This window comes from Paracoccus angustae (assembly GCF_042648745.1).
Classification (GTDB): domain Bacteria; phylum Pseudomonadota; class Alphaproteobacteria; order Rhodobacterales; family Rhodobacteraceae; genus Paracoccus; species Paracoccus angustae.
This window is the reverse complement of the sequence record NZ_JBHRXY010000030.1, coordinates 1-21,983: the sequence shown is the minus strand read 5'-3', so window position 1 is coordinate 21,983 and position 21,983 is coordinate 1. Positions and strand designations below refer to the sequence as shown.

19 protein-coding genes are annotated in these 21,983 nt (G+C 67.7%); 9 read left to right on the top strand and 10 right to left on the bottom strand.

Annotation, left to right across the window (positions count from 1 at the left end):
• Positions 1 to 382 precede the first annotated feature (382 nt).
• The 5 genes from ACFOM8_RS18760 (at position 383) to ACFOM8_RS18740 (ending at position 6,316) form a co-directional block, all read left to right on the top strand.
• The gene (locus ACFOM8_RS18760) at positions 383 to 3,535 is read left to right on the top strand and encodes an SdrD B-like domain-containing protein (protein ID WP_377763758.1); all 3,153 of its coding nucleotides are present in this window, start codon (positions 383 to 385) and stop codon (positions 3,533 to 3,535) included.
• Positions 3,536 to 3,678: 143 nt separating this feature from the next.
• Positions 3,679 to 3,891 (top strand): hypothetical protein, encoded by a 213-nt coding sequence (locus ACFOM8_RS18755; protein ID WP_377763756.1) that lies wholly within the window; start codon positions 3,679 to 3,681, stop codon positions 3,889 to 3,891.
• Positions 3,892 to 3,975: 84 nt separating this feature from the next.
• The gene (gene xrtE, locus ACFOM8_RS18750; RefSeq protein ID WP_377763755.1) at positions 3,976 to 5,610 is read left to right on the top strand and encodes an exosortase E/protease, VPEID-CTERM system; all 1,635 of its coding nucleotides are present in this window, start codon (positions 3,976 to 3,978) and stop codon (positions 5,608 to 5,610) included.
• 55 nt (positions 5,611 to 5,665) lie between these two features.
• Positions 5,666 to 5,911, top strand: coding sequence for a type II toxin-antitoxin system Phd/YefM family antitoxin (locus ACFOM8_RS18745; RefSeq protein ID WP_377763754.1), 246 nt, complete (start codon positions 5,666 to 5,668; stop codon positions 5,909 to 5,911).
• The gene (locus ACFOM8_RS18740) at positions 5,912 to 6,316 is read left to right on the top strand and encodes a type II toxin-antitoxin system VapC family toxin (protein WP_377763752.1); all 405 of its coding nucleotides are present in this window, start codon (positions 5,912 to 5,914) and stop codon (positions 6,314 to 6,316) included.
• Between the two features lie 3 nt (positions 6,317 to 6,319).
• Here ACFOM8_RS18740 and ACFOM8_RS18735 read toward each other — a convergent pair whose 3' ends face one another.
• From ACFOM8_RS18735 to ACFOM8_RS18720, 4 genes are all read right to left on the bottom strand, one after another.
• Positions 6,320 to 7,666 (bottom strand): hypothetical protein, encoded by a 1,347-nt coding sequence (locus ACFOM8_RS18735; protein ID WP_377763751.1) that lies wholly within the window; start codon positions 7,664 to 7,666, stop codon positions 6,320 to 6,322.
• Positions 7,667 to 7,674: 8 nt separating this feature from the next.
• Positions 7,675 to 8,277: a polysaccharide biosynthesis/export family protein gene (locus ACFOM8_RS18730; protein WP_377763750.1), complete on the bottom strand. Its 603-nt coding sequence runs from the start codon at positions 8,275 to 8,277 to the stop codon at positions 7,675 to 7,677.
• Between the two features lie 176 nt (positions 8,278 to 8,453).
• Entirely contained in the window at positions 8,454 to 11,036 is a 2,583-nt protein-coding gene (locus ACFOM8_RS18725) for a tetratricopeptide repeat protein (protein ID WP_377763749.1), read from the bottom strand.
• A gap of 73 nt (positions 11,037 to 11,109) precedes the next feature.
• Positions 11,110 to 11,781, bottom strand: coding sequence for a sugar transferase (locus ACFOM8_RS18720; RefSeq protein WP_377763748.1), 672 nt, complete (start codon positions 11,779 to 11,781; stop codon positions 11,110 to 11,112).
• A 440-nt stretch (positions 11,782 to 12,221) separates the two neighbouring features.
• Here ACFOM8_RS18720 and ACFOM8_RS18715 point away from each other — a divergent pair, with 440 nt between their 5' ends.
• From ACFOM8_RS18715 to ACFOM8_RS18705, 3 genes are read left to right on the top strand one after another with little or no spacing between them, the layout of a single operon-like run.
• Positions 12,222 to 13,157, top strand: a complete 936-nt coding sequence (locus ACFOM8_RS18715; RefSeq protein WP_377763746.1) for an ExeA family protein — start codon at positions 12,222 to 12,224, stop codon at positions 13,155 to 13,157.
• Positions 13,154 to 14,677, top strand: a complete 1,524-nt coding sequence (locus ACFOM8_RS18710; RefSeq protein WP_377763745.1) for a GumC family protein — start codon at positions 13,154 to 13,156, stop codon at positions 14,675 to 14,677. The genes ACFOM8_RS18715 and ACFOM8_RS18710 overlap by 4 nt, the downstream gene beginning before the upstream one ends.
• Positions 14,678 to 14,699: 22 nt before the next feature.
• The gene (locus ACFOM8_RS18705) at positions 14,700 to 15,602 is read left to right on the top strand and encodes a CpsD/CapB family tyrosine-protein kinase (RefSeq protein WP_377763743.1); all 903 of its coding nucleotides are present in this window, start codon (positions 14,700 to 14,702) and stop codon (positions 15,600 to 15,602) included.
• A gap of 10 nt (positions 15,603 to 15,612) precedes the next feature.
• Here the strand turns inward: ACFOM8_RS18705 and ACFOM8_RS18700 are convergent, their stop codons facing one another.
• The 5 genes from ACFOM8_RS18700 to ACFOM8_RS18680 all read right to left on the bottom strand — a co-directional run bounded on the left by ACFOM8_RS18700 (position 15,613) and on the right by ACFOM8_RS18680 (position 20,978).
• Entirely contained in the window at positions 15,613 to 16,665 is a 1,053-nt protein-coding gene (locus tag ACFOM8_RS18700) for a polysaccharide pyruvyl transferase family protein (protein WP_377763742.1), read from the bottom strand.
• A complete protein-coding gene (locus ACFOM8_RS18695) occupies positions 16,659 to 17,792 on the bottom strand; it encodes a glycosyltransferase (RefSeq protein ID WP_377763741.1) in 1,134 nt (377 codons plus the stop codon). The genes ACFOM8_RS18700 and ACFOM8_RS18695 overlap by 7 nt, the downstream gene beginning before the upstream one ends.
• Before the next feature lie 112 nt (positions 17,793 to 17,904).
• The gene (locus ACFOM8_RS18690; protein WP_377763740.1) at positions 17,905 to 18,912 is read right to left on the bottom strand and encodes a glycosyltransferase; all 1,008 of its coding nucleotides are present in this window, start codon (positions 18,910 to 18,912) and stop codon (positions 17,905 to 17,907) included.
• Positions 18,909 to 20,363, bottom strand: coding sequence for a hypothetical protein (locus ACFOM8_RS18685; RefSeq protein ID WP_377763738.1), 1,455 nt, complete (start codon positions 20,361 to 20,363; stop codon positions 18,909 to 18,911). The genes ACFOM8_RS18690 and ACFOM8_RS18685 overlap by 4 nt, the downstream gene beginning before the upstream one ends.
• 378 nt (positions 20,364 to 20,741) lie before the next feature.
• A complete protein-coding gene (locus ACFOM8_RS18680) occupies positions 20,742 to 20,978 on the bottom strand; it encodes a hypothetical protein (protein ID WP_377763737.1) in 237 nt (78 codons plus the stop codon).
• Positions 20,979 to 21,016: 38 nt separating this feature from the next.
• Between ACFOM8_RS18680 and ACFOM8_RS18675 the strand changes: the two genes are divergently transcribed.
• A complete protein-coding gene (locus ACFOM8_RS18675; protein WP_377763735.1) occupies positions 21,017 to 21,670 on the top strand; it encodes a VPLPA-CTERM sorting domain-containing protein in 654 nt (217 codons plus the stop codon).
• A gap of 127 nt (positions 21,671 to 21,797) precedes the next feature.
• Here ACFOM8_RS18675 and ACFOM8_RS18670 read toward each other — a convergent pair.
• The coding region (locus tag ACFOM8_RS18670; RefSeq protein ID WP_377763734.1) for a hypothetical protein at positions 21,798 to 21,983 on the bottom strand (186 nt) is incomplete at its 5' end.

Genomic DNA, 21,983 nt, shown 5'->3' with positions numbered 1-21,983 from the left:
GCAAAAATCCCGCAAGGATTCAGAGCGGCTTAGGAAGGGCGATTCGGACCCCCGCCGGGCCAGTTTCGCAACCAAAAGTTGATACTTCCTCAACGAATTCATTCAGGCAATGAATCGCCGGCGCGGCATTTCGGCCAAGCCGCGCCGGAAACCCGCAACTCTTGGTTAATACATGGTTTTTTCAGCGAAATTTATTCGTTAACGCGCCAATGTCCATGGAATTGATAAAAATTTATCTATATGTCTGCACACAAGGATCTCAGATCTTGGGGACGGTTCCTGCCAGAAGGCAGGTCGGAACGGGCGCCGCGGGGCACCCGGCTCTTCCGGCATGTGCGTCCGTGTGTACCTGCCCTTTTCCGGGGCGAATGTGGAAAATGTCATGAGTTCTCTTTACAGGAAGTACGAATGGTCGGCCTTCACCGAGGCGGACCTGCTGAAGAACGGCAGGAACGGCTGCGACTTCGGCAAGGGCGACAGCTTTGTCGCCGGCCCGGCCACCACGAAGATGGCGACCTATGACAACGACGCCAGGCTGTCGGGGGCCAGCACCTGGTGGTGCAACACCTATGCCGACGACACGGCGGGCCAGAACGGCTATGTCAATGGCCGCCAGGCGGGCTGCCGGATGTATGCCGAACAGTATCACGCCCTGCGCGGATCGGACGGCAAGACCTATTACCTGATCGAGATCAGGATCGAGGGACACGATTCCGCCGGCGCGGGCAACGGATATTTCACCTATTACGGCGCGCAGCCCCCGGCCGGCACGGCGCTGACCGTGACCGGCACCTTCAGGGCGGACGGCGGCTGGATCGACTATTCCTGCCTGGGCGCGGGCGACACCGCCCCCCCGAACACCGCCCCCGCCTTCACCAACGTCCCCGCCAACGGCGTCTTCTGCGTGTCCGAGAACACCCGGCTGGTGGTGGATCTGAACGCCTCGGACAAGAACGGCGACGCCTTGTCCTTTTCCATCGTGGGCGGCGCCGACGGCGCGGCCTTCGCCATCGACCCCAGAACGGGCGAGCTGTCCTTCAAGGCCGCGCCCGATCACGAAAGGCCGGCCGACGCCGACGGCAACAACAGCTACAAGGTGATCGTGGCCGTCAGCGACGGCAAGGGCGGCACCGTCAGCAAGGAACTGACCGTCGCCGTTTCCGACGTCAAGGAAGACGCCCCCAAGTGCACGGTCATCGAGGCCGAGGACATGAAGCTGTCCTGCTACACGGTCAGATCCGCCACCTCGGCCTCGGGCGGGGAATACATCGCGCTGGCCGGCGCCGGCGGCAGCGCCTCCACGACCTTTGCGGGGGCCGCGGGCAGCTATGACCTGTCGCTGCGCTATTGGGACACGGCGGGCGACGGCACCATCAGGGTTTATGTGAACGGCAAGCTGGTGGACACCGTCCGCCTGAACGCCAACAACAACGCCTGGCACGACATCACCCTGGAGGGCCTGGGCCTGAAGAAGGGCGACGTGATCACCCTGAAGGGCGACGGCAAGGGCTGCGAGAACGCGATCGTCGACAAGGTCAGGATCTGCCCGTCCGAACCCGAGGTGAAGCCCGGCGCCCTGGAAGGCCGGGTCTTCGCGGATGCCGACAGGAACGGCATCGACAATGCCGAGGCCGGCGTGGCGGGCGTGGTGGTCCAGCTGCTGAACGCGGCGGGCGCGGTCGTGGCCACCGCCGTGACGGCGGCGGACGGCAGCTATGCCTTTGCCGGCCTGACCCCCGGCGACTACCGCGTGGCCTTCCCGACCGAGGTCGCGGGCCGCGTGCTGACCGGCGCCGATCTGGGCGGCAACGACACGGCGGACAGCGACGCCAGCACCGTCACCGGCCAGACCGGCAGCTACACCGTCGTTGCGGGCGGCGTGGTCAGGGACGTGGACGCGGGCGTGGTCGATCCCGGCTCCGCCGCGATCGAGGGCCGCGTCTTCGCCGATGCCGACGGCAACGCCGTGGACAACGACGAGGCGGGCGTGGCGGGCGTGATCGTCACCTTGCTGAACGCCGCCGGCACCGTAATCGCCACGGCCGTGACCGCGGCAGACGGATCCTATCTGTTCGAAGGGCTGGACGCGGGCGACTATGCGGTCGAATTCCCGAAAACGGCGAACGGCCTCGTTCTGGTCGATGCCGATGCGGGCGGCGACGACGCGATCGACAGCGACGCCGCCGTGGCCACCGGCCGGACCGGCACCGTCAGCCTGGGGATCGGCGAGATCTCGTCGGACAACGACGCGGGCGTGGCCGATCCGGCAACCGCCAGCATCGGCAACCTCGTCTTCCTGGACGCCGACAAGGACGGCATCCAGGACGGCGCCGAGGGCGGGGTGGCGGGCGTCGCCGTCACGCTTTACGACGCGGCGGGCGCGGCCGTCGCCACCACCACGACCAACGCGGCGGGCGGATACCTGTTCGGCGGGCTGAAGGCGGGCACCTATGTCGTGGGCTTCGCGGAAAAGGCGGGCCACGACTTCACCCTGGCCAACGCGGGCAACGATGCCGCCGACAGCGACGCCAACGGGGCGACCGGCCTGACCGCGCCGATCGCGCTGGCGATCGGCGAGGCGAACCTGACCGTCGATGCGGGCCTGGTGGTGGAAAATGCCGCGCCCGACGCCCGGGACGACGCGGCGGGCACCTGCGCGACCATCGCCAGGACCGTGGACGTGCTGGCCAACGACGCCGACGCCAATGGCGACGGGCTGTTCATCGCCCAGGTGGACGGCCGGGCCATCGCCGAGGGCGGCACGGTCGAGGTGGACGGCGTGTCCGTGTCGCTGGTGGGCGGCAAGCTGGTCATCGACGGCTCCGAAGCCTTCAAGGATCTGCCGGTCGGCCAGAAGGCGCGGCTCGACATCGGCTATGCCGTGTCGGACGGCCGCGGCGGCGTCGACACCGCGACGCTGGACATGGAGTTCTGCGGCGCCCGGAACACGCTGGACACGATCAAGGCCGGCCTGCCCGCGGGCGGAACGCTGGTGCTGTCCATCGACGATGTTTTCGACGGCGAGCATTTCAACGTGGCCCTGTCGGGCACCGGCGACAACCGCTTCGACGGCCAGACCTTCGGCACGGCCTATTGCGTCTCGGCCTATCTGCCGATTTCCGAAGGCGTCGCGGTTCCCTACAACGTCTACCTGGCCGATGCCTCGGTGCCGGCCGGCCTTGTCTCGCGCCCGCAGAACCTGGACATGGTGAACTGGATCCTGAACCAGGACTTCGACGCGACGGACAACGGCGACGGCAAGGGCCAAGCCTATACCGAGGCCGAGATCCAGGGCGCCATCTGGGGCCTGACCGACAACATCGTCTTCGTCAACTCGGCCCTGGGCAGCACCGCCAACGCGCGCGAGATCTACAATCTGGCCCTGGCCCGTGGCGAAGGGTTCGAGGCTGGCGAAGGCGACATCGTCGGCCTGATCCTGGATCCGACGGCCGCCGCCGAGGCCGCGGGCAACAGGCAGCCCATCATCATCGGCATCGAATGGGACGACCTGGCGCAGGATTGCTTCTGCTTCTGATCGCCGGCCCGCGCCGCGCCCCGGGCGGCGGCGCGGGACGCATTCCGGTTGTCCAGGGACCGGAACCGGGATTTCCCCTCGGGGATCCCCTGTGCAGTGTGACGGCGCCCTGGACCGCCGTCTGTTTTTCCGGAGTTCGAACCATGAAGAAATTCGCCATTGCCAGCGGCCTTGCCAGCGCCGTTTCCGCCGCCGCCTCGGTCGCGGCCAGCGGCGCCGCCTATGCCTGCGCGGGCCTGTCCTGCCCCCCGCCCGTCGCCTCGGTCCCGGAGATCAGCGCCCTGGAAGGCACCGCCGCCCTGGCGGCCCTGGCCGCCATCGTGCTGCTGACCTGGGAGCGCCGCCGCGCCCGCTGATCGATCGAATGCTCACGATCCGGCGCTTGACGGGCCCGCCTTCCGGCGGGCCTGCTTGCCTCGACATCTGCCCGAAGTTCCGCCATGCATCCTGCGCCCCTTCTGTTCCGCCGCCGGCCCGTCGCCCCCCCGGCCTTGGCCGCCCTGATCCTGGCCGCCCTGATTTTGACCGTCCAGCTGCTGGTCATCGGCCTGGTCTTCAAGCACGGCATCGCCTTCCGCTGCCTGGACAACTGGCCGCCAAGCGCCTGCCAGACGGCCAGCCGGTCGCTGGCCGCGCTGTATTGCATGGTTGCCGCCGCGGGGCTGCTGGTCCTGCTGCGCCCGGCCCTGTTTCGCGGCCTGCTGGCGCGGGCGGGCCACGACGCGCGGCCCCTGGGCCTGAACCTTGCGGGCTTCGCGCTGGCCATGCTGCCGGTCCTGTTCATGCGCCAGGGCCAGGGCGCGGCCATGCTGGCGCCGGCCTTTGCCGCCTGGACCGGGGGCATGGCGCTGATGCTGGCGGGCATCGGGGGCTGGCTGGCCCCGCGCGCCTTGTGGGGGCAGTTCGCGCGCCGGGCGGGCGCGGCGCTGCCGGTGGCGCTGGCGGCGGGCGCCTGCGCCCCGGCGCTTGCCGTGCGGCTGCAACCCGTCTGGCAGCTGGACACCATCGCGGGCGCGACCTTCGGGGCGGTCCGCTGGCTGGTGGGCGCGCTTGGCTATGAGGTGACGGCCGACCCGACGACCCGGCATATCGGATCGGGCGATTTCATGATCTCGGTCGCGCCGGTCTGTTCGGGGATCGAGGGGATCGCCCTGGTGACGATCTTTGTCACCCTGTATCTGTGGCTATTCCGGGCGGAACTGCGCTTTCCCCGGGCGCTGCTACTGTATCCGCTGGGCATCGCCGCCAGCGCGGCCCTCAACGTCCTGCGCATCGGCGCCCTGCTGATCCTGGGGATCGAGGGGCAGCCCGACCTGGCCGTGGGCGGGTTCCACAGCCATGCGGGATGGGTGATGTTCACCGCCGTGGCGCTTGGCATCATCGCGGCGGCGCGCCGGGCGGCCTGGTTCAACCGCGCCCCGGAAACCGCCGCCCCGCAGCCGCCCCTGGTTCCCCTGCGCCGCGACCCGGTCGCCGCCCGCATCCTGCCCTTTGCCGTTTTCATGCTGACCGCCGTGATCGCCCCGGCCATCAGCCAGAACCCGGCGATGTTCTATCCCCTTCGGGTGATCCTGCTGGCCGGGGCCGTTCTGCTGGTCTGGCCCGCGCTGGCGGGCATCGTGTGGCGGATCTCTCCGCTGGCCTGGGCGGCGGGCGCGGGCATCGGGCTGATGTGGGTGGCGGTTCCCGTTCCCCCATCGGACGCGGCCCCCCCTTACGGCGCGCTGACCGGGGGAATGGCCGCGCTGTGGTTCGTCTTTCGCGGCATCGGCACCGTGATCCTGGTTCCGCTGGCCGAGGAGCTGTTCTTCCGCGACCATCTGGAAACCCGGCTGCGCGGCGCCGCCCCGGACGCCCCGGCCCCCTTGTGGCGCACCGCCGGGGCCGTCGCCGTCTCGGCCGCGCTGTTTGCCGCCCTTCACGACCGCTGGGCCGAGGCTTTCGTGGCGGGCGTGGTCTTTTCTCTGGTTCTGCGCCGCGGCGGCCGGATCGCGGATGCCGTCGCCGCCCATGCGGTGGCGAACCTGATCGTCTTCGCCGTGGCGGTCGCGACCGGAAACCTGGCGATCATCTGATTGCAGCTTGCCGCCCTTGTCATATATCTAGCCAGATAGCTGGACAGGTGATGCCATGTGGACCTTGCAGGATGCCAAGAACCGCTTTTCCGCCGTGGTCGATGCCGCCATGGCCGGGCAGCCCCAGCAGGTGACGCGCCGGGGCAAGCCCGCCGTGGTCGTGCTGTCGGTCGCCGAATACGATCGGATGCGCCAGGCGGCCGCAGACCGGCGCGGCAGCTTTCTGCAACATCTTCTGGAGTTTCCGGGACTGGATGCGGATCCCCGTCCCTTGGCGCGTCCGCGCGACGTTGATTTCTGAATGCTGATCCTGGACACGAACGTGATCTCGGCCCTGCGCCGCCCGGACCGCAGCCCGCGCGTGGTGGCCTTTCTGGCGGGCCAGCCCGAAAGCAGCCTGTTCCTGTCGGTCGTCACCCTGGGCGAGATCGAGCGCGGCATTGTCCGGCAGGAAAGCCGCAATCCCGGCTTTGCCGCCGATCTGCGGGCCTGGGCGAACCGCACCCAGGCCTTGTTCGGGGACCGCCTGCTGCCCTTCGGCGCGGCCGAGGCCCGGATCTGGGGGGCCCTGTCGGCGCGGATCGGGCATGGCGGCGCCGATCTCCAGATCGCCGCCACCGCGCTGGCCCATGATGCGACCGTTGTCACCGGCAACGCGGCCGATTTTCGTCCCGCCGGCTGCCGGATCGCCGATCCCTTCGCCTGACGGTCAGGGCAGGAAGCTGAAGCTGCGGTTCACGCCCAGATAAACCCGTTCCTCGTCGTCGCGGGTGCCGTTGCTGTCCTTGCTGCGGATGATGCTGGCGCCGGCGACCAGGGCGAAGTCGTTGGGCAGGTCGCGGCTGTAGTTCAGCCCGAACGAGGCCGACCGCGCATCCTCGTTGTCGCCCGACTGCACCTCGCTTTCGCGGTAGCGGATATTGGCGGCGATGGTCGAGACGCCGGACAGCTGGCGGCTGTAGCTGGCGGACAGGTCGGTGTTCAGCGCCTCGTCCCCGTCGTCGTCGGTAACCGCGGCGCGGCGCAGCGAGGCCTGGAATTCCGAGATCCGGCTGACCTGCTGGCGCCAGGCGATCTGGAAGATCGGGTCGTAATTGCCCTGGAACCGCGTCACGCCGATCTGGCCGGACAGGTCGTAATAGCGCAGGTTCAGCGTGCGGCCGATGTTGAAATCCTCGCGCCGTCCGGCGGTGCCGGGATTGGACCCGAAGGACAGCGACCAATCGCCCAGGGGACGCGACCGGGTCAGGTCCAGGCTCAGCGACGGTCCGTCGGCCTTCTCGATGGTGCCGTCCTCCTCGGTCCGGCGGATGTCGGTGCGGGCCAGCTCGACATCCAGGTTGGTCAGCTTGTCGACTTGCAGGGATGCGCCGGCGCCATAGCGGTCGGACCGGCTGTCGGTGCCGTCGTCGCTGTCGGTGCGGCTGGCCTGGGCCAGGACGCGCGCGCGGATCAGCGGCACGGGCTCCAGGTAGAAGACGACGTTGCCGCTGCGCGTCTCGCTGTCGTCCAGGTCGGGATCGGTCGTGCCGCTGTAGTCGCGGCTCAGCCAGGACAGGCCGAATTCGCCGCCAAGCTTCGCCTCGCGGCCGAAGACATAGGTCAGGCGGGCGTCGGTCTGGGCCACCCGGCCCCCGTCCACCGTGACGAATTCGTTGTCGATGTCGTCGAACAGGATCTCCTCGTCCAGGTCGTTCTCGCGATAGCCCAGCTCGGTCTCGATGGCGGCGTTGCGCGCGCCGCGGCGGAACAGCAGCCGGGCCTGCGGATCGCCCAGGGAAAGGGTCTTGCTTTCGTCGGGATCGTTCAGGCGGAAGGGCGCGGAAAGCGAGAACTGCAACGACTGGACGCGGGTGGCGCGGCGCAGCGACAGTTCCAGCGGCGTGATGCCGACCAGGGTGCCGTCCTCGACCGCGATCTGCTGGCCCAGGGTCAGCCGCGCCTCGGAGGGCGGGGGATCGGCTTCCTGGGCCAGGCCGGGGGCCGCCAGCGGCAAAAGGGCCGCAAGCCCCGCGATGCCGGCCGCCAAGGCCCCCTGGCCGATCCCGCGCCGCATTCCTCGCCTCACTCGAACAGGCCGCGTTCGGGAACGATGATCACGTCGCCTTCGCCCAGAACGGGATCGAGGTTCATGCCCGCGCCCCGCATGATCGCGGCATAGTTCACGGTGATGACCTGCCCCGGCGCGGCGGCGCGGCGCAGCTGGATGCGCTTGGTGGCGGCAAAGGGGGTCAGCCCGCCCGCCTGCGACAAGGCTTGCAGAAAGGTCGTGCCCGGCAGAACCGCCTTGGGGCCGGGGGCGCTGGCCTCGCCCATGATGTAGATGTTGACGATGTCCTTTTCAGGCTCGGTCACGGGCGCTTCCAGCGGCGTGGCGGTCACGAACACCGTGGGCGGGGATGCCAGAACCCCGGCCAGCGCCTGGCTGAGGCGGTTGCTAACCGCCGTGGGCGACTGGCCCGCGACCCGGATGCTGCCCACATAGGGAAAGTCGATGGTGCCGCCCGGAAGCACCACAAGCGTCCGGTTGAGAGAGGCATCCTCCAGCACCTCGACCGTCAGCCGGTCGCCGGACTGGATGCGGTATTCCTGCGCCAGGGCGCCCTGGGTGAAGGCCAGCGGCAGCGCCAGCAGAACGGCCAGCATGAAACGCAGCAGGATCGTCATGGATCAGTCCCTTTAAACTGTTTCCGTCCGGCACATCCTTGGTGTGGCCTTCCAGAATGACTCATTATCACAATGCCGTCGGCATGAGGTGAAGAGAGAGAAAAAATCGCCCCCTGTCACCACAGGACCACAGGCCCGCCCCGGCGTTCAAGATGCCGATGCAGGCAGGCTGCCGCTCAGTTCGTGGCTTGGCCGGGGGCCGGCGCGGCGGTGCCGCCCGTGCCCGCCGTTCCCGTGCCCGCCATCCCCGTGCCCGCCGTTCCCGTGCCCGCCGTTTCGGCGGCGGGGGCGTTCAGGCGGGCCAGGGCCTCGCGCGCAAGGGCGACGGACCGGCCTTTCTGGCCTTCGGGCAGCATGTCCAGGCCCTTCTGCAACTGCGCCTTCGCCGCATCGGCCTCGCCTGCGGCCGCCTGGACCACGCCCAGGTGCAGCTGCACGATCGGATCGGACGCCAGGGCCTCGGCGGCCCCTTCCAGATAGGGCAGGCCCGCCGCGCTGTCGCCGTTCAGGTGCTGGATCCAGCCATAGGTGTCCATAAAGGCCGGCACCTCGGTGTCCTTCAGCCGCCGTGCCACGGTTGACGCCCGCGCCACCGCCGCCGGGTCGTCGGATTTCCAGGTCGAAAGCAGGCTTGCCAGATTGTTGGCCACGATCATCGACGAGGAATCGCGCGCGTAAAGCTGTTCATAGATGGCGATGGCGCCGTCGATGTCGCCCTTGCGCTCCATCAGGCCGGCCTTGGACCACAGCAGGTCGGGGTTGTCGGGGATGGCGGCCAGCCCCCGCTCGGCCAGCGCCAGGGCGCCGTCGATGTCGCCTTGCTGCGTGGCCAGCCGGATCAGCGTCAGATGCGGCGCCGGATCGGCGGGCTGGTCCTCGACCAGGCCCCCCAGGGTGGCGCGCGCGGCGGGCAGGTCGCCGGCGGCCGCCTGCGACAGGGCCAGGGCCATGCCGGCGGCGCGGTTGTCCGGGTCCGAGGCGGCCAGCTCTCCCGCCAGCCGCAGCGCGGCCTCGGTCTGGCCGGTCGCCAGCTGGGCGCGGATCAGGCTCAGCTTGGATCCGATGCTGGCATTCTCGGCATTGGCCTGCTGTTCCAGATAGCCAAGCGCCGCGTCCTGGCCCTGCTCGTTGGCCAGCCGGTTCAGGTCCATCTGTTCGGCCGCCGCCACGGCCTCGGGGGTGCCGATCTCGCGCAGGCGGGCGATCACCCCCTGGGCGCGCGGCAGGTCGGGCATGGACAGGTAGACCTGGCCAAGCGCCTCCAGCAGATCCAGGTTGCCGGGCGCCCGGCGCAGGGCGGGCAGGATCGCGTCCTCGGCCGGGCGCCAGCGTTCCTCGGCGATCAGCCGGGCGGCCAGGCGCAGCGTCTCGGGCACCGCATTGTTCGAGGCCGCCGCCGCCTGCGACAGGTAGTCGCGCGCCAGATCGGCTTCGCCCGCCCGGTCATAGGCGCTTGCCATCAGGCCCATCGCCTCGGCGTCCTGGGGCGCCTGGTCCAGGACCGCGCGCAGGCCCAGAACCGCGTCGTCGACCTTGTCGGCCTGGATGTCCCAGGCGGCCTTCATCTTCAGCCCGCCGGGATGGCCGGCATTCTGGGCCAGAACCTCGTCCACCTGCTGACGGGCGCCGGCCTCGTCGCCGGTTTCCGCAAGCATCCGCGCCAGCTGGATCTTCACGTCGCGCGAGGTGTCGGACGGCTCGGTCACGCCGTCCAGGACCGCGCGGACCGCGGCGATCGCCTCGTCGCGCTTGCCGTCGCGGAAATCGAAGCCCGCCCGCAGCGTGCCGAACAGCAGGGGATCGGCGCCTTCGGCAATCAGGCGGTCCAGTTCGGCGCGCGCGGCGTCCACGCCGCGCTGCGCCTCGACAAAGCGGACCAGATCGGCGCGGGCCCCGGATTCGCCGGCGGGCGCGGCATCGGCCAGTTCGCGCAGAAAGGCCTCGGCCTTGTCGGGCTGGCCTTCGGACAGATGAAAGCGGACCAGATCGGCCTTGGCCTGGCCGTTGTCGGGGAACCGGGCGATGGTGGCGCGCAGATGCGCCTCGATGGCGGGCTTGTCGCCGCGTTCGGCCAGCAGCGCCAGCCGTTGCAGGTACCGCTGCGGATTGTCGGGCTGCAATTCCAGCATGCGCGCGGTCAGCCGGTCGGCCTCGGCCAGGTCGCCCGCATTGGCCGCCCGGTCCAGCAGGATGCCCATCAGCATCGGATCGTCGGGGCGGGTTCCGGCCATGCGGGCCGCTTCCTCGGACAGGGCCTCGCGCGCCTTTTCGTCCTCGGCCAGGGCGGCGGCGCGATAACGGCGGGCCAGATCCAGAACCTGAACCTCGGGGTCCTGGGGGGCGATCTCGACGGCGCGGGTGGTGTGGCGCTCGAACTCCTGGGCTTCCTGGCCGTCGAAGGCCATGCGCGCCAGGGCGACCCGGGTCGGCAGGTCGTCGGGATACTGTTCGGCCAGGCGCAGATACTGGCTATAGGCCTCGCGCGTGTCGCCCCGGGTCCGATAGGTGTCGGCCAGGGTCTTGCGGGCCTCGTAATGGGTGCCCTCGATGTCGAAAACGTTGCGGAACTGCACGATGGCGCGGTCCACGTCGCCTTCTTCCAGCAGTTGCAGGCCGGACTGGTAATATTCCTCGGCCCGCTCGGCCGAGGTCTTGCATCCGGCAAGCGACAGGCCGAGGCCGACGGCAAGGGTGGTGGACAAAAGGAAACGCAGGCCCCGCCGGGCGGAAAGGGGGCTGGAGGAAACGTCGGCAATCATGATCGGAAAAGGTCTCGTCGCTTTGGGCGCGGCGGACGACGTTCTGGCGGTCCGCGGCGGAAAATACGCGGGTTCAGTAACCGGTGCCGCGCAGAACAACCACCACTGTCCGTACCAGGATTTTCATGTCAAGCCAACCGGACAGATCGCGATGGTATTCCTCGTCATAGCGCACCCGGGCCACGAATTCCGATTCGTTGCGCGCCGAGATCTGCCACAAGCCGGTGATCCCCGGCCGCAGCCGGTAATAGGACTGGCCGTAATACATGACCCGCTGGTCCACCATCATCGGCCGCGGACCCACCAGCGACATGGTGCCGTTGAGCACGTTCAGAAGCTGCGGCAGCTCGTCCATCGAGGTCTTGCGCAGGAACCGTCCGACCAGCGTGACGCGCGGATCCTGCTTCAGCTTCTGGGTGCTGTTCCACTGGGCGCGGGCTTCGGGATTTTCGTCCAGATGCGCCTCCAGGCGGCGTTCGGCATCGACCACCATGGAGCGCAGCTTCAGGATGCGGAACACCCGGCCGTTCCGGCCGAGCCGTTTCTGGGCGAAAAAGGGATTGCCGCCGTCGCAGGCGACCAGAAGCGCCAGAAACAGGATCAGCGGCAGCGTCACCGGAGAGGTCAGAAGAACCAGAAGGGTTTCGATCGCCCGCTTGGCCCCGTTCCGGTAAATCCCCCGCCTGTCGCTTGCGTCGGGAAAGACAACGTCGGCCAGGGCCAGATCGGATTTGAAATCGGTCATGCGCGTATTGATCGTCAAAATTCCCTCCATCGAGGAAACACCATGAAAAAGCCTGCGAAGACAACGGCACGAGGGTGCCCGGAGCCTGCCCGCAATCCAAGGGCGACCCTGCGCCTCGACGCGCCCCGAACCCGGACAAGGCAAAGGCTAGCACGGCCCGGAAGCGATCTGAACGGTTAGATTAAAAATTAATTAAAATTCGACCCGATTGGTTCTTTTGCCGGAAAACCGTTCCGTGCGGCACCATCATAACGGGAAACGGCCATAAAAGAGACCTGCCCATGGTAGAAAAACGGTCCCCCATCGGCGGCAAGGATGCGATTCGGAAGCATTTGTCCTCACTTTTAGCCAGTTGGGGCCTTTGAACCGGGCGTCAGGCTGGCAAAGATCCGCCCGTGCGGATATATCGGCCTTATCGTTTCCCGGAGTGCGCGCCAGTTTTGAGCCAGTTCTATCTCGACCATTACGGCTTTGCGGTCCGGCCGTTCTCGATCCTTCCGGATCCCGCCATGCTTTTCTGGTCGGACCGGCACCGCAAGGCCTTTGCCGTTCTGGAATACGGGCTGATGACGCGCGCGCCCCTGACCGTGGTCACGGGCGAAGTGGGGGCGGGCAAGACCACGCTGATCCAGGCCCTGCTGCGGCGCGCGGATCCCGACATGCGGGTCGGGCTGATTTCCAACGCGCGCGGCGACCGGGGCGACCTGCTGCGCTGGATCCTGAACGCCTTCGACATCAGCGTGCCGCCCGGGGCCGATTACGTGGACATGTTCCAGACCTTCCAGGATTTCGTGCTGGCCGAATACGCGGCGGGCCGGCTGGTCGTGCTGATCTTCGACGAGGCGCAGAACCTGGGCGCGGACACCCTGGAAGAGCTGCGGATGCTGACAAACATCAATTCCGGCACCGACGAGCTGTTGCAGCTGATCCTGCTGGGCCAGCCCGAGCTGCGCGAGATCATCACCCGGCCCCAGCTGCGCCAGTTCGCGCAGCGGGTCAGCGCGACCTTTCACCTGGGCAGCTTCGACATGGAAAGCTCGGTCGCCTATATCCGCCACCGGTTGCAGAAGGCGGGCGGCACGGGGGCCGAGATCGACGGCCCGGCCTGCGCCCGCATCCATGCCGAAGCGCGCGGCGTGCCCCGGATGATCAACAAGATCGCCGACCTGGCGCTGGTTTACGGCGCCGCGGCCGACCGCCGGGTGGTCGGCGCCGACATCATCGACGAACTGATTCGCGACGGGCTGATCCTGACCGCCGCGCCCGAGCCCCTGTCCGAGCCCCTGCCCGGGGCTTTTTCCGAACCCACCCCGGCCGAACGCCCCGCAAGGCTGGTTCTGGCCCATGAACAAGAGGTCAAGCGGGACGCCCCATGATCGACCTGCGTTTCTACTGGTCCCTTCTGATGCGGCGCCTGCCGGTGATGCTGGCGCTGATCATCATCTGTTCGGTTTTTGGCGCGGTTTGGGCGATCCGCGCGCCCTCGACCTATTCGACATCGGCCCGGCTTCTGGTCGAGAACCCGCGCATCCTGGACGGCCGCGACGCCCCCGGCACGGATTCGGCGAACGAGATGCTGCAAGTGATCGAACAGCAGCTTCTGACCCGCGCCAACCTGATCGACGTGGCCAACAAGCTGGACGTGTTCGGCCGGGACGGCGCGCTCGGCGTGGACGAGAAGCTGGCCCTGATGCGCGCCAACACCGTGATCCGCCGGACCGGCGGGCGGGACGAGGCCACCATGATGACCGTGACCTTCACCTCGCCCGACCCGCGCATCGCCGCGGGCGTGGTCAACGAATACACCACGCTGATCCTGGGCGCCAACACCCGCAACCGCGTCGGCCAGGCCGAGAACCGGCTGGCCTTCTTCCAGCAGGAGGTCGAGCGGCTGAGCCAGGATCTGGACGGCCAGAACGCCCGCATCCTGGAATTCAAGCGTCAGAACGCCGCCGCCCTGCCCGAAAACCTGCAATACCGCCAGGACCGCCAGTCGCTGTTGCAGGAACGCGTGGCGCGGCTGGAAAGCGACCTGGCCGTGTTGCAGGCGCAGCGCGCGGAAATGGTGCGCCTGTTCGAGCAGACCGGCAACCTGCCCACCCAGACCGCCCCCCAGACCCCCGAGCAGCAGCAACTGGCCGCGCTCCGGGCCGAACTGAACAGCGTTCTGGGCGTTTATGCCGAAAACAGCCCCCGCGTCCGGGCGCTGAGGAACCGCATCGCCAGCGCCGAACGCGCGGCCGAGGGGCAGGCCGCCCCCGCGCAGGCCAGCAATTCCGGCAACGCGCTTCTGGACATGAACCTGTCGCAGATCGACAGCCGGGTCAGCGCGCTGCAAAACGAAAGGGAGCAGGCCAACCAGGAACTGGAAAACCTGGCCGAGTCCATCAATGCGACCGCCGCCAACGCCATCGCGCTCGGCGCGCTGGAACGCGACCAGCAGAACATCCAGGCCCGGTACAACGCCGCCGTGGCAAGCCTCGACCAGGCCCGCCAGGTCGAGCGGGTGGAAACCTCGGCCCAGGGCCAGCGCATCACCGTGATCGAGGCCGCCAGCGTGCCCGGCCAGCCTTCCGGGCCGAACCGCAAGAAGATCGCCGCGGCGGGCATCGGCCTTGGCCTTGGCTTGGCGGGCGGGTTCTTCGCGCTGATGGAGCTTTTGAACAACACCATCCGCCGCCCGGCCGAATTGCGGTCCCGCTTCCAGATCACCCCCCTGGCGGTCATCCCCCATATCGAGGGGCGGACCGAACGGCGCCGCCGCCAGGCCATCCGGCTGGCGGCGATCCTGGCGGTGGTGATCGTCATCCCCCTGGGCCTGTGGGCGATCCACACCCAGTACATGCCGCTGGACATCCTGGCGCAGAAGATCGTCACCCGCCTGGGCCTGGGCTGAGACGCGAAGGAAAACCCGCCCCATGGAAAAGCTGCAAGCCGCCATCGAGATCGCCCGCAGAAAGCGCGAAGCCGAACGCGGCGCCGCGCCCCCTGCCGCCGCTGCCCCTGCCGGCGCTGCCCCTGCCGCCGCTGTCCCTGCCGCGCCGCAGGCCGATGACGGCCCGCAGGCGCCGGTTTCGCCATCCCCGGCGCCGGGCATGGGCGGCACGGAAGGGCTGTGGCAGGCCCTGCCCGAAACCCGGCTGGATCCGGCCATGCTGGTCGTGTCGCGCATCCTGTCGCAAAGCGCGTCCCAGGAATCGACCCCCTTCGACGTGCTGCGCACCAAGATCCTGTACCAGATGCGCCAGAACGGCTGGCGGCGGCTGGCGATCACCTCGCCCCTGCCGAAATGCGGCAAGACCACAACGGCGGTGAACCTGGCGCTGGCGCTCGGCCGCCAGCCGGAACTGCGCTCGATGCTGTTCGATTTCGACCTGCGCGCGCCGGCGGTGGCCCAGATGCTGGGCCTGCCGCAGCCTTCCTCGATCGCGCCGCTTCTGCGCGGGGAACGGGGATTTGCCGATCACGGGCGGCGCATCGGCGCCAACCTGGCCCTGGCGCTGTCGGGCGAGGCGCAGACCGATCCGACCCGGCTTCTGATGTCGGACGCCACCCGCGACACGCTGGCCCGGATCCAGGAGGATTATGCCCCCGACATCATGATCTTCGACCTGCCCTCGATCCTGATCGGCGACGACGCCCGCGCCTTTCTCCAGCATGTCGACTGCGCCCTGATCCTGGCCCGGGCCGACCAGACCCGCTATGGCGATTTCGACAGCTGCGAACGCGAGGTGGGCGAATACACCAATGTCCTGGGCATGGTCCTGAACGGCTATCGCCACGGCGACGGGCTGGTGGACGTGGAGCGGGGAGGGGCCTGAGGATCCGGGATCACAGGCCCGCAAGGACATCCCGGAGGATTCGCCTTTGACCAGCATGGACCGCTCCGATCCGGTCGGCCAGGATGCCTGACCCGGGATCGTCAAGCAGCCGGGCCAGCTTTTCAAGCGTGCCCTCGACATCGACCGGCAGGTCGATCAGCAGGTCGTCGCGCCCCAGGGGCGCCATGAAGTCCCTGGCCTTGGGAAGATAGGCGATCATCAGGCTGGGAACGCCGGCAATCATCGCCAGTCCCGCAGCATGCATCTTCAGCCCCAGGAAAGCCCGGTAATGCCTGACCGAATCCATGAAGGCACGGGGATCCCGGTAATGCTTCTCGATCCCTGCCTCGTCGAGGCAAAGGCCCGCCGCCGAGGCGATGCGCAGGGTGACCGGAACATCGCCTTCCACCACCGCATGGAAGATCAGCTCGTGCCGGCCCGCGAGTTCGGAAACCAGGGCCGCCGCCCGCCTTTCGAAATCCTCCTGGTCGCCGAGGCACTGGCCGAAATTGAGGCCGATGATGTTTCTGCGGTCCTGCGGTCTTGCCGGCGGGCGTTCCGGGTCGTGCAAAAGAAAGGCGAAATCCCCGAACACCCCGGCCCGGGCGCCCATTCCCTGCGCCAGGCCGGCCGAGGCCGGGCCGCGCAGATGGACATGGCGCGATCCGCGAAGAATGCGCGCCCAGCGTTTGTAGCTGTCGGACTGGCCGGCGATCTGGTCTTCGGTGAAGGCCATTCCGGTGCCGAAAAAGGAAACCGGCACCTTCTGGTCGAAGCGGTGTTCGACGTAATCAAGCCAGTCGGTTTTTCCCCCGTGGATCAGCGTCCCGCCCACAACGAAAAGATTGCCATGCCTTCTGGACAGGACAAGGCCGTTGAGAAGCCTGTTGCGGTAATATTTCCAGGGGACGCAGCGGCGCGCGCCCAGTTCCTGGCGGGCGGCGACAAGCATGGCCTCGTCGCCCAGGTTTCCCGCGCCGAACATGCCGAAAACCTCGATGTCCCGGGCCGGGTTGAACATGAAATCGCAAAGAATCGCCAGTTTCGAAGCCTGGTTCAGCATGGCGTCACAGCGTCCTTGAGGAAACGGACCCGCATGTCGAATTCCCGCTCCAAAAGATGTTGTCCCGAAAAGCGTCTCGCATTGTCCGCCGCCTTCGCAATGGCAAGCCTGTCCTTGTCCAGGCTTGCCAGCCTGTCGGCCAGGGCGCGCCAGTGCCCCAAGGGAAGCGCCCATCCCGCGCCGCTTTCCCGGGCCAGGGCATCCCACATCCTGTTGTCATAACCGATGATCGCCAGGCCGCAGCCCATGTTTTCCAGATAGCTGCAAGACGGATCCGACTGGCGGTGGCAGCTGACGAAGATGTCGCTGTTTTTCCGGGCATGGGGCACCAGTTCCGTGGCAAAGTCGGCCACCCCCCGCAGCCTGACATGGTTCTGCAATCCGCAGCGTGAAATCTCGGCCCGGATGTCGCCTTCCAGGCTGCCGCCGCCAAAGATGTCCAGCATGAAATCGACCCCCTGATCCCGCAGGCGGCAGGCGATCGGCACCAGATCCTGGGATCCCTTGAGCGGCTCGAGCCGTCCCGAATGGATCAGCCGCAGCGGTTTTCCCGCCATCAGGCGGTCGCGGCGGGCCGCCATCTCGGCTTGCGTTCCCAGAAGGCCGGCATCGATCCTGTTGTCCAGGTAAAGAAGGACGTTGGCATTGTCCGCGCGGTATCGCCGCGCCGCCGGATAGCCGTTCGCCTGCAAGCCATCGGCCAGGGCAAAGGCCCTTCGGCGGCGGCGCTCGTGATAATGGACCATCGCGACCGACTTCATCTTCTTCAGCAGGGATTTCTTCCGATCCAGCATCACGATCTGCCGCCTGGTTTCGGGAATGTTCTCGATCGTGAAGAACACGGGTTTCCCCACGCGCTTGCAGAGTTCGGCCAAGTGCAGATGCTGCTCGCTGTCTCCGCTGCACAGAACGACATCATAGCCGTCCAGTTCTGTTGCCGTGACGCGCCGGGTTCTGGGATGAAGCCTGACCTCGAAGGGAATCGAGGCCGGATCGAAGGTTCCGGTGAACAGCTGGTCCGAAAAATTGTCGGGCAGAAGGCACCCGACCGGGCCGTTCCATTTCTCCGCATAAAGCCGCATCCCCTCGACGAATTTCCTGTCCAGGACAAGCTTGCCGTCGCGCATGCCGGCCGGAGCCGTGGAAATCACCAAAAGAGAAGGCGGGGAACTTGCAAAGGCGGGCATCCGGGATTCCTTCAAGATCGTCGTCCTTGTCGGTGCTGCGGGGCATCAGGTCTCATTTGTATTCGATCAGCCTTTCGCCCCGCCGGGCCGTCGCCCTGGCCCAGTATTCCAGAACCCCGATCGCCTCGGGCAGCTTGCCGATCGTCAGAAACCCCGCCCGCAGCAGATTGCCGTCTCGGCGCCACAGCCGGATGACCTGGAGCGGCCAGGCCAGCAGCAGCGCCAGAAGCAGCGGATGGATCAGAAGCCCGCCAAGAACCGCGGCCAGCGGGATCCCCAGTCCCCAGACCAGCGCCCGGCGGGTCTGGCCGACATTGTGGCGCTCGGGGGCGCGGCCATGCAGCGCCGCGCCCAGGGCATAGGCATAGCCGCCCCGCCTGGCGCGCCGCCACCACTGGCCGAAGCGGTGCATGGCCGCGTCGTGGCGCGCCATCTCGGCATCCAGGCGCCAGATCCGCCAGCCCATCCGGCGCAGGCGCAGGCAAAGCTCGGGCTCCTCGCCGGCGATCAGAACGGGGTTGAAGCCCCCCGCCTCGCGGAAGGCCCTGGCCCGGATCAGGGCGATCCCGCCGCAGGCCCTGGTCTCGCCGATGGGGGTGTTCCATTCGCTGTCGATCAGCCGGTTGTAAAGCGACGCCTCGGGGGCGATCTCGCGCAGGCGGCCGCAGGCAACCGCCGCGTCGGGATTTTCCGCCAGAAATCGGGCCGCCCGCGGCAGCCAGCCGGGATCGAGAACGCAGTCCCCGTCGATGAACTGGATATGGTCCTGGTCCCCCGGCAGGGCCGCGACCCCGGCATTGCGGGCGCGGGCGGCGGTAAAGGGGGCCGCCAGATCCAGCCTTGCCACCTTGACGCCCCGCGCCTCGGCTTCGGCGATGCTGTTGTCGGTCGAGCCGGAATCGACGTAAACGATCTGGCGGAACCCCGCCGCCAAAAGGCTGTCCAGGCAGCGGACCAGGCGCCCGCCCTCGTTTCGGCCGATGGCCACGGCGTCGATCACGGCGTCAGGCACGGCATCGGGCGCGGCGTCGGTCGGTGGCAGGGACGGGTCGTTCGTCATCTTGCGGCGCTTGTCCGGGGGGGATGGGGGCGGATCTGCCGGGTATAGGCGTTCTGCCTGACAAGGGGGCCCGCCGACACGGGCGCGGCCGCCATGTCGCCCATCCTGCCCAGTTCAAGGCGCCCGGCCAGCGCCCCGGCCAGCAGCCAGGTCACCGGGGTCAGGGTTCCGTTGGGAATGAGGTCGATCATGTTGGCGGTCAGGGCCATGGCCAGGCCCGCCGTGACCGGGGTCGGGGCCAGGGTCTTCCAGCGCAGGCCCAGCATGATCATCGGGATCAGCAGCAGGCCGAATTCGGCCAGATAACCGATCCAGCCGCGGGTGCCGATCACGATCACCCAATGGCCGTCGGTGACGCTGACATCCCTGCCCTCGGCATTGTAGACGCGGTTCCGTCCCCATCCGCCCCAGCCGAAGGCGGGCCGCTGGTTGGCCTTGGCCAGCAGGATGTCCTCGTTGTCCAGGCGATAGCGCAGCGATGCCGCGCGGGCGGGATCGACGCGCTCGGCCCAGGCCAGGGCGGTTTCGGTCGGCACCAGGTCCGCGCCCCGCAGCATGGGATAAAGCAAAAGGATGCCGGACAGGACCGCCGCCCCGACGACCTGAAGCCGGACCGGCAGGAACAGGATCATCGCGCCCAGCAAAAGCCCGATGCCAAGCGCGCCGACCCCCTTGGACAGCACAAGGGTCATGAACAGCCAGGCCGAGGCCGCGAACCACCGCATCCTGAAATCGTCCGACCGGCTGCGCCACAGCGCCAGGGCCGCAAGAAACGAGGAACAGAAGAAGATCGCCAGCCACAGCCCGTGTTCCAGGAAGACCACCGGGCGAAACCCCCCGGCGCGCAGGTGCTGAAGCCAGTCATGGGGAAAATAGCCGTAGAACATGCGGCTGAGCTGGGGCGAGAAGCGCACCTCGTAGAGGGCCGGGATCGAATAGGCCAGACCTGCCGCCACCATGCCGACCAGCAGCGTCTTCTGGGCGTCCGGGTGGGCCAGATACTTGCGCGCCAGAAGAAAGGGCAGCAGCCCGAACAGGGTGAAGCCCAGCGACGAGCCCGCGTCGTAGGGCCGCAGGGCCGGCAGCGTCGTGGGCCCGTATCGCAGCATGTCGCCGTTGGTCAGCACCGTGGAAACGGCGCCGACCAGCAACATGACGGACAGGATGCGCACCATCCGGCCGCGCGGCCACAGCCCGGGCAGCACCATGGCCGGGGCCAGGGTTTGCAGGCGCGGCCCCTTGATCATCACCGCCGCGGCCAGAACGGCCGCCAGGGCGGGGATGGAATCCTTGTTGAAGGTGGGCACCGCGGGAAGATCGATCGCATAGTTCCGCGGCAGCAGCAGATAGGCCCCGAGAATGGATGCGACCACGGCGCTCGCAGGAGAGCGGTTGGCAAAAAGCCAGAACACCACAAGCGGCCAGGAAAGAACAACAACCATCGAGATCATGGCCGCGTTTCTGCCACAAACCTGTTTGGCAGACTATGGCCATTCGCACGGGGGACGATCCGCCTGCCGGGCCTTTGGCCAGGCTTGCGGCGGATCGGGACGGCTGGCCGGGTTTCCGGCCGCGCGCCTGCCCCGTGGCCGCCCGGTTCTTGCGGCATTCGCGCGCCCTTCTTTCGCGCTCTTGACGGAGAAGCTTTCTTGCGCCCGGATTGGCCGGTCGCCTTCCCCCTTTCCGATCGACAGGCCGGAACCGCGGCGATCGCCCGCATGACAATCGTCGCTGCAATTCAGAACAGATCCTCGGTCGCGGGGAAAAAGGCTTTTCCGGGCATTCCTGTTTTGAGGCCGGTTCGGGGGCGAATGGCCGTTCCATGCCTTTCACGCGGCTCGTCTCGCGCCGGTTTCCTTGTCCGCCGCCGCCTTGCCGGTGGTGGCAAGGCCCGGCGCCCTTTCGCGGTGCAAAGGCGCCGGCACCGGCTGGCCGCGCAGGTCATATTCCCGCCGGAATGAAGCAGAGCGCCAGCGGGTATTGCCGCCCGCCGATTTTCTAAATCGTTGGCCATGTTCATTTCTCGCGCCTTGATTGACCGGCCGCGCATGCTTTCGCCAAGACATGCCTGCCGTCCCGATCAATCATTCATGCGTCGGCAATCATGCCGCTGATTCGCATTGGTTTCGAAGGTGGTTTCATGAGTATCAGGTCAGTTGCCGCGGCGGCGGTCATGGCGGCCGGGATCGGGCAGTCGGCGGATGCCGCGGTGCTGGAAAGCGGTTTCTACAAGGTGGAAATGACCTTGGACGAGAATTACTGGTGGTGTTATTCCCGTTCCTGCGAAGAACCGGAACCGGCGCCTGCCCCTTATCAAGGGCTGAACCTGGGCGACAGGGTGGAAGGGTATTTCGGTTTTCATCTTGTATCGCCGGGCATTCTCAGCTTTTCCCTGGCATGGAACGACGGCGCGATTTTCAGCGAATATTCCCGATGGGGGAATTTCTACCGGACAGACGAGAACTCTTATCACAACAGCGTCTTTGAACAGATCATCAGTTTCGAACTGGTGAACGGCGTCCTGTCCGGGATGTTCACCGACAGCTATTATCATTCTGGAACCTGGGATCAGTATGCGTCCATCAGCTTTCAAGAGGTTGAGGTTGACGTTGCCCCTGTCCCGCTGCCCGCAACCGCAGCCCTTTTGCCCTTTGGGCTCGGCGCGCTTGCGATGATGCGAAAGCGCCGGAAGCAGGCCGGTCGGGCCGCGGGAACCGGCTTGCCGGTCGCGACGGCCCTGCCGTCCTGCCGGACATGATTGCTTTGATCTGACCGCGGCATGTCCGGGAACGGGTTGCCAACGGCATCGCGCGGGTGCCACCGCCGCGCTTCTGCCTTCGGGCACCGGCGCCTTCGCGGTTTGTGCGAAAGCGCCGGTGGTTGTTCTAGCCGCCCGCCAGCACCAGCTTTCCGCCTGTGAGCGTCACGCCGGGGGGCAGGGATGCGCCGTTGTTGAGCACGGTGACGCCCGGTCCGGTCAGGTCGTGGCTGCCCGCGGGCAGGCCTGCGGGGACCACGATCCGGGCGGTGGGTGCCAGCGTCAGGGTCGCGGCCACGGTCGGCTCGGCCAG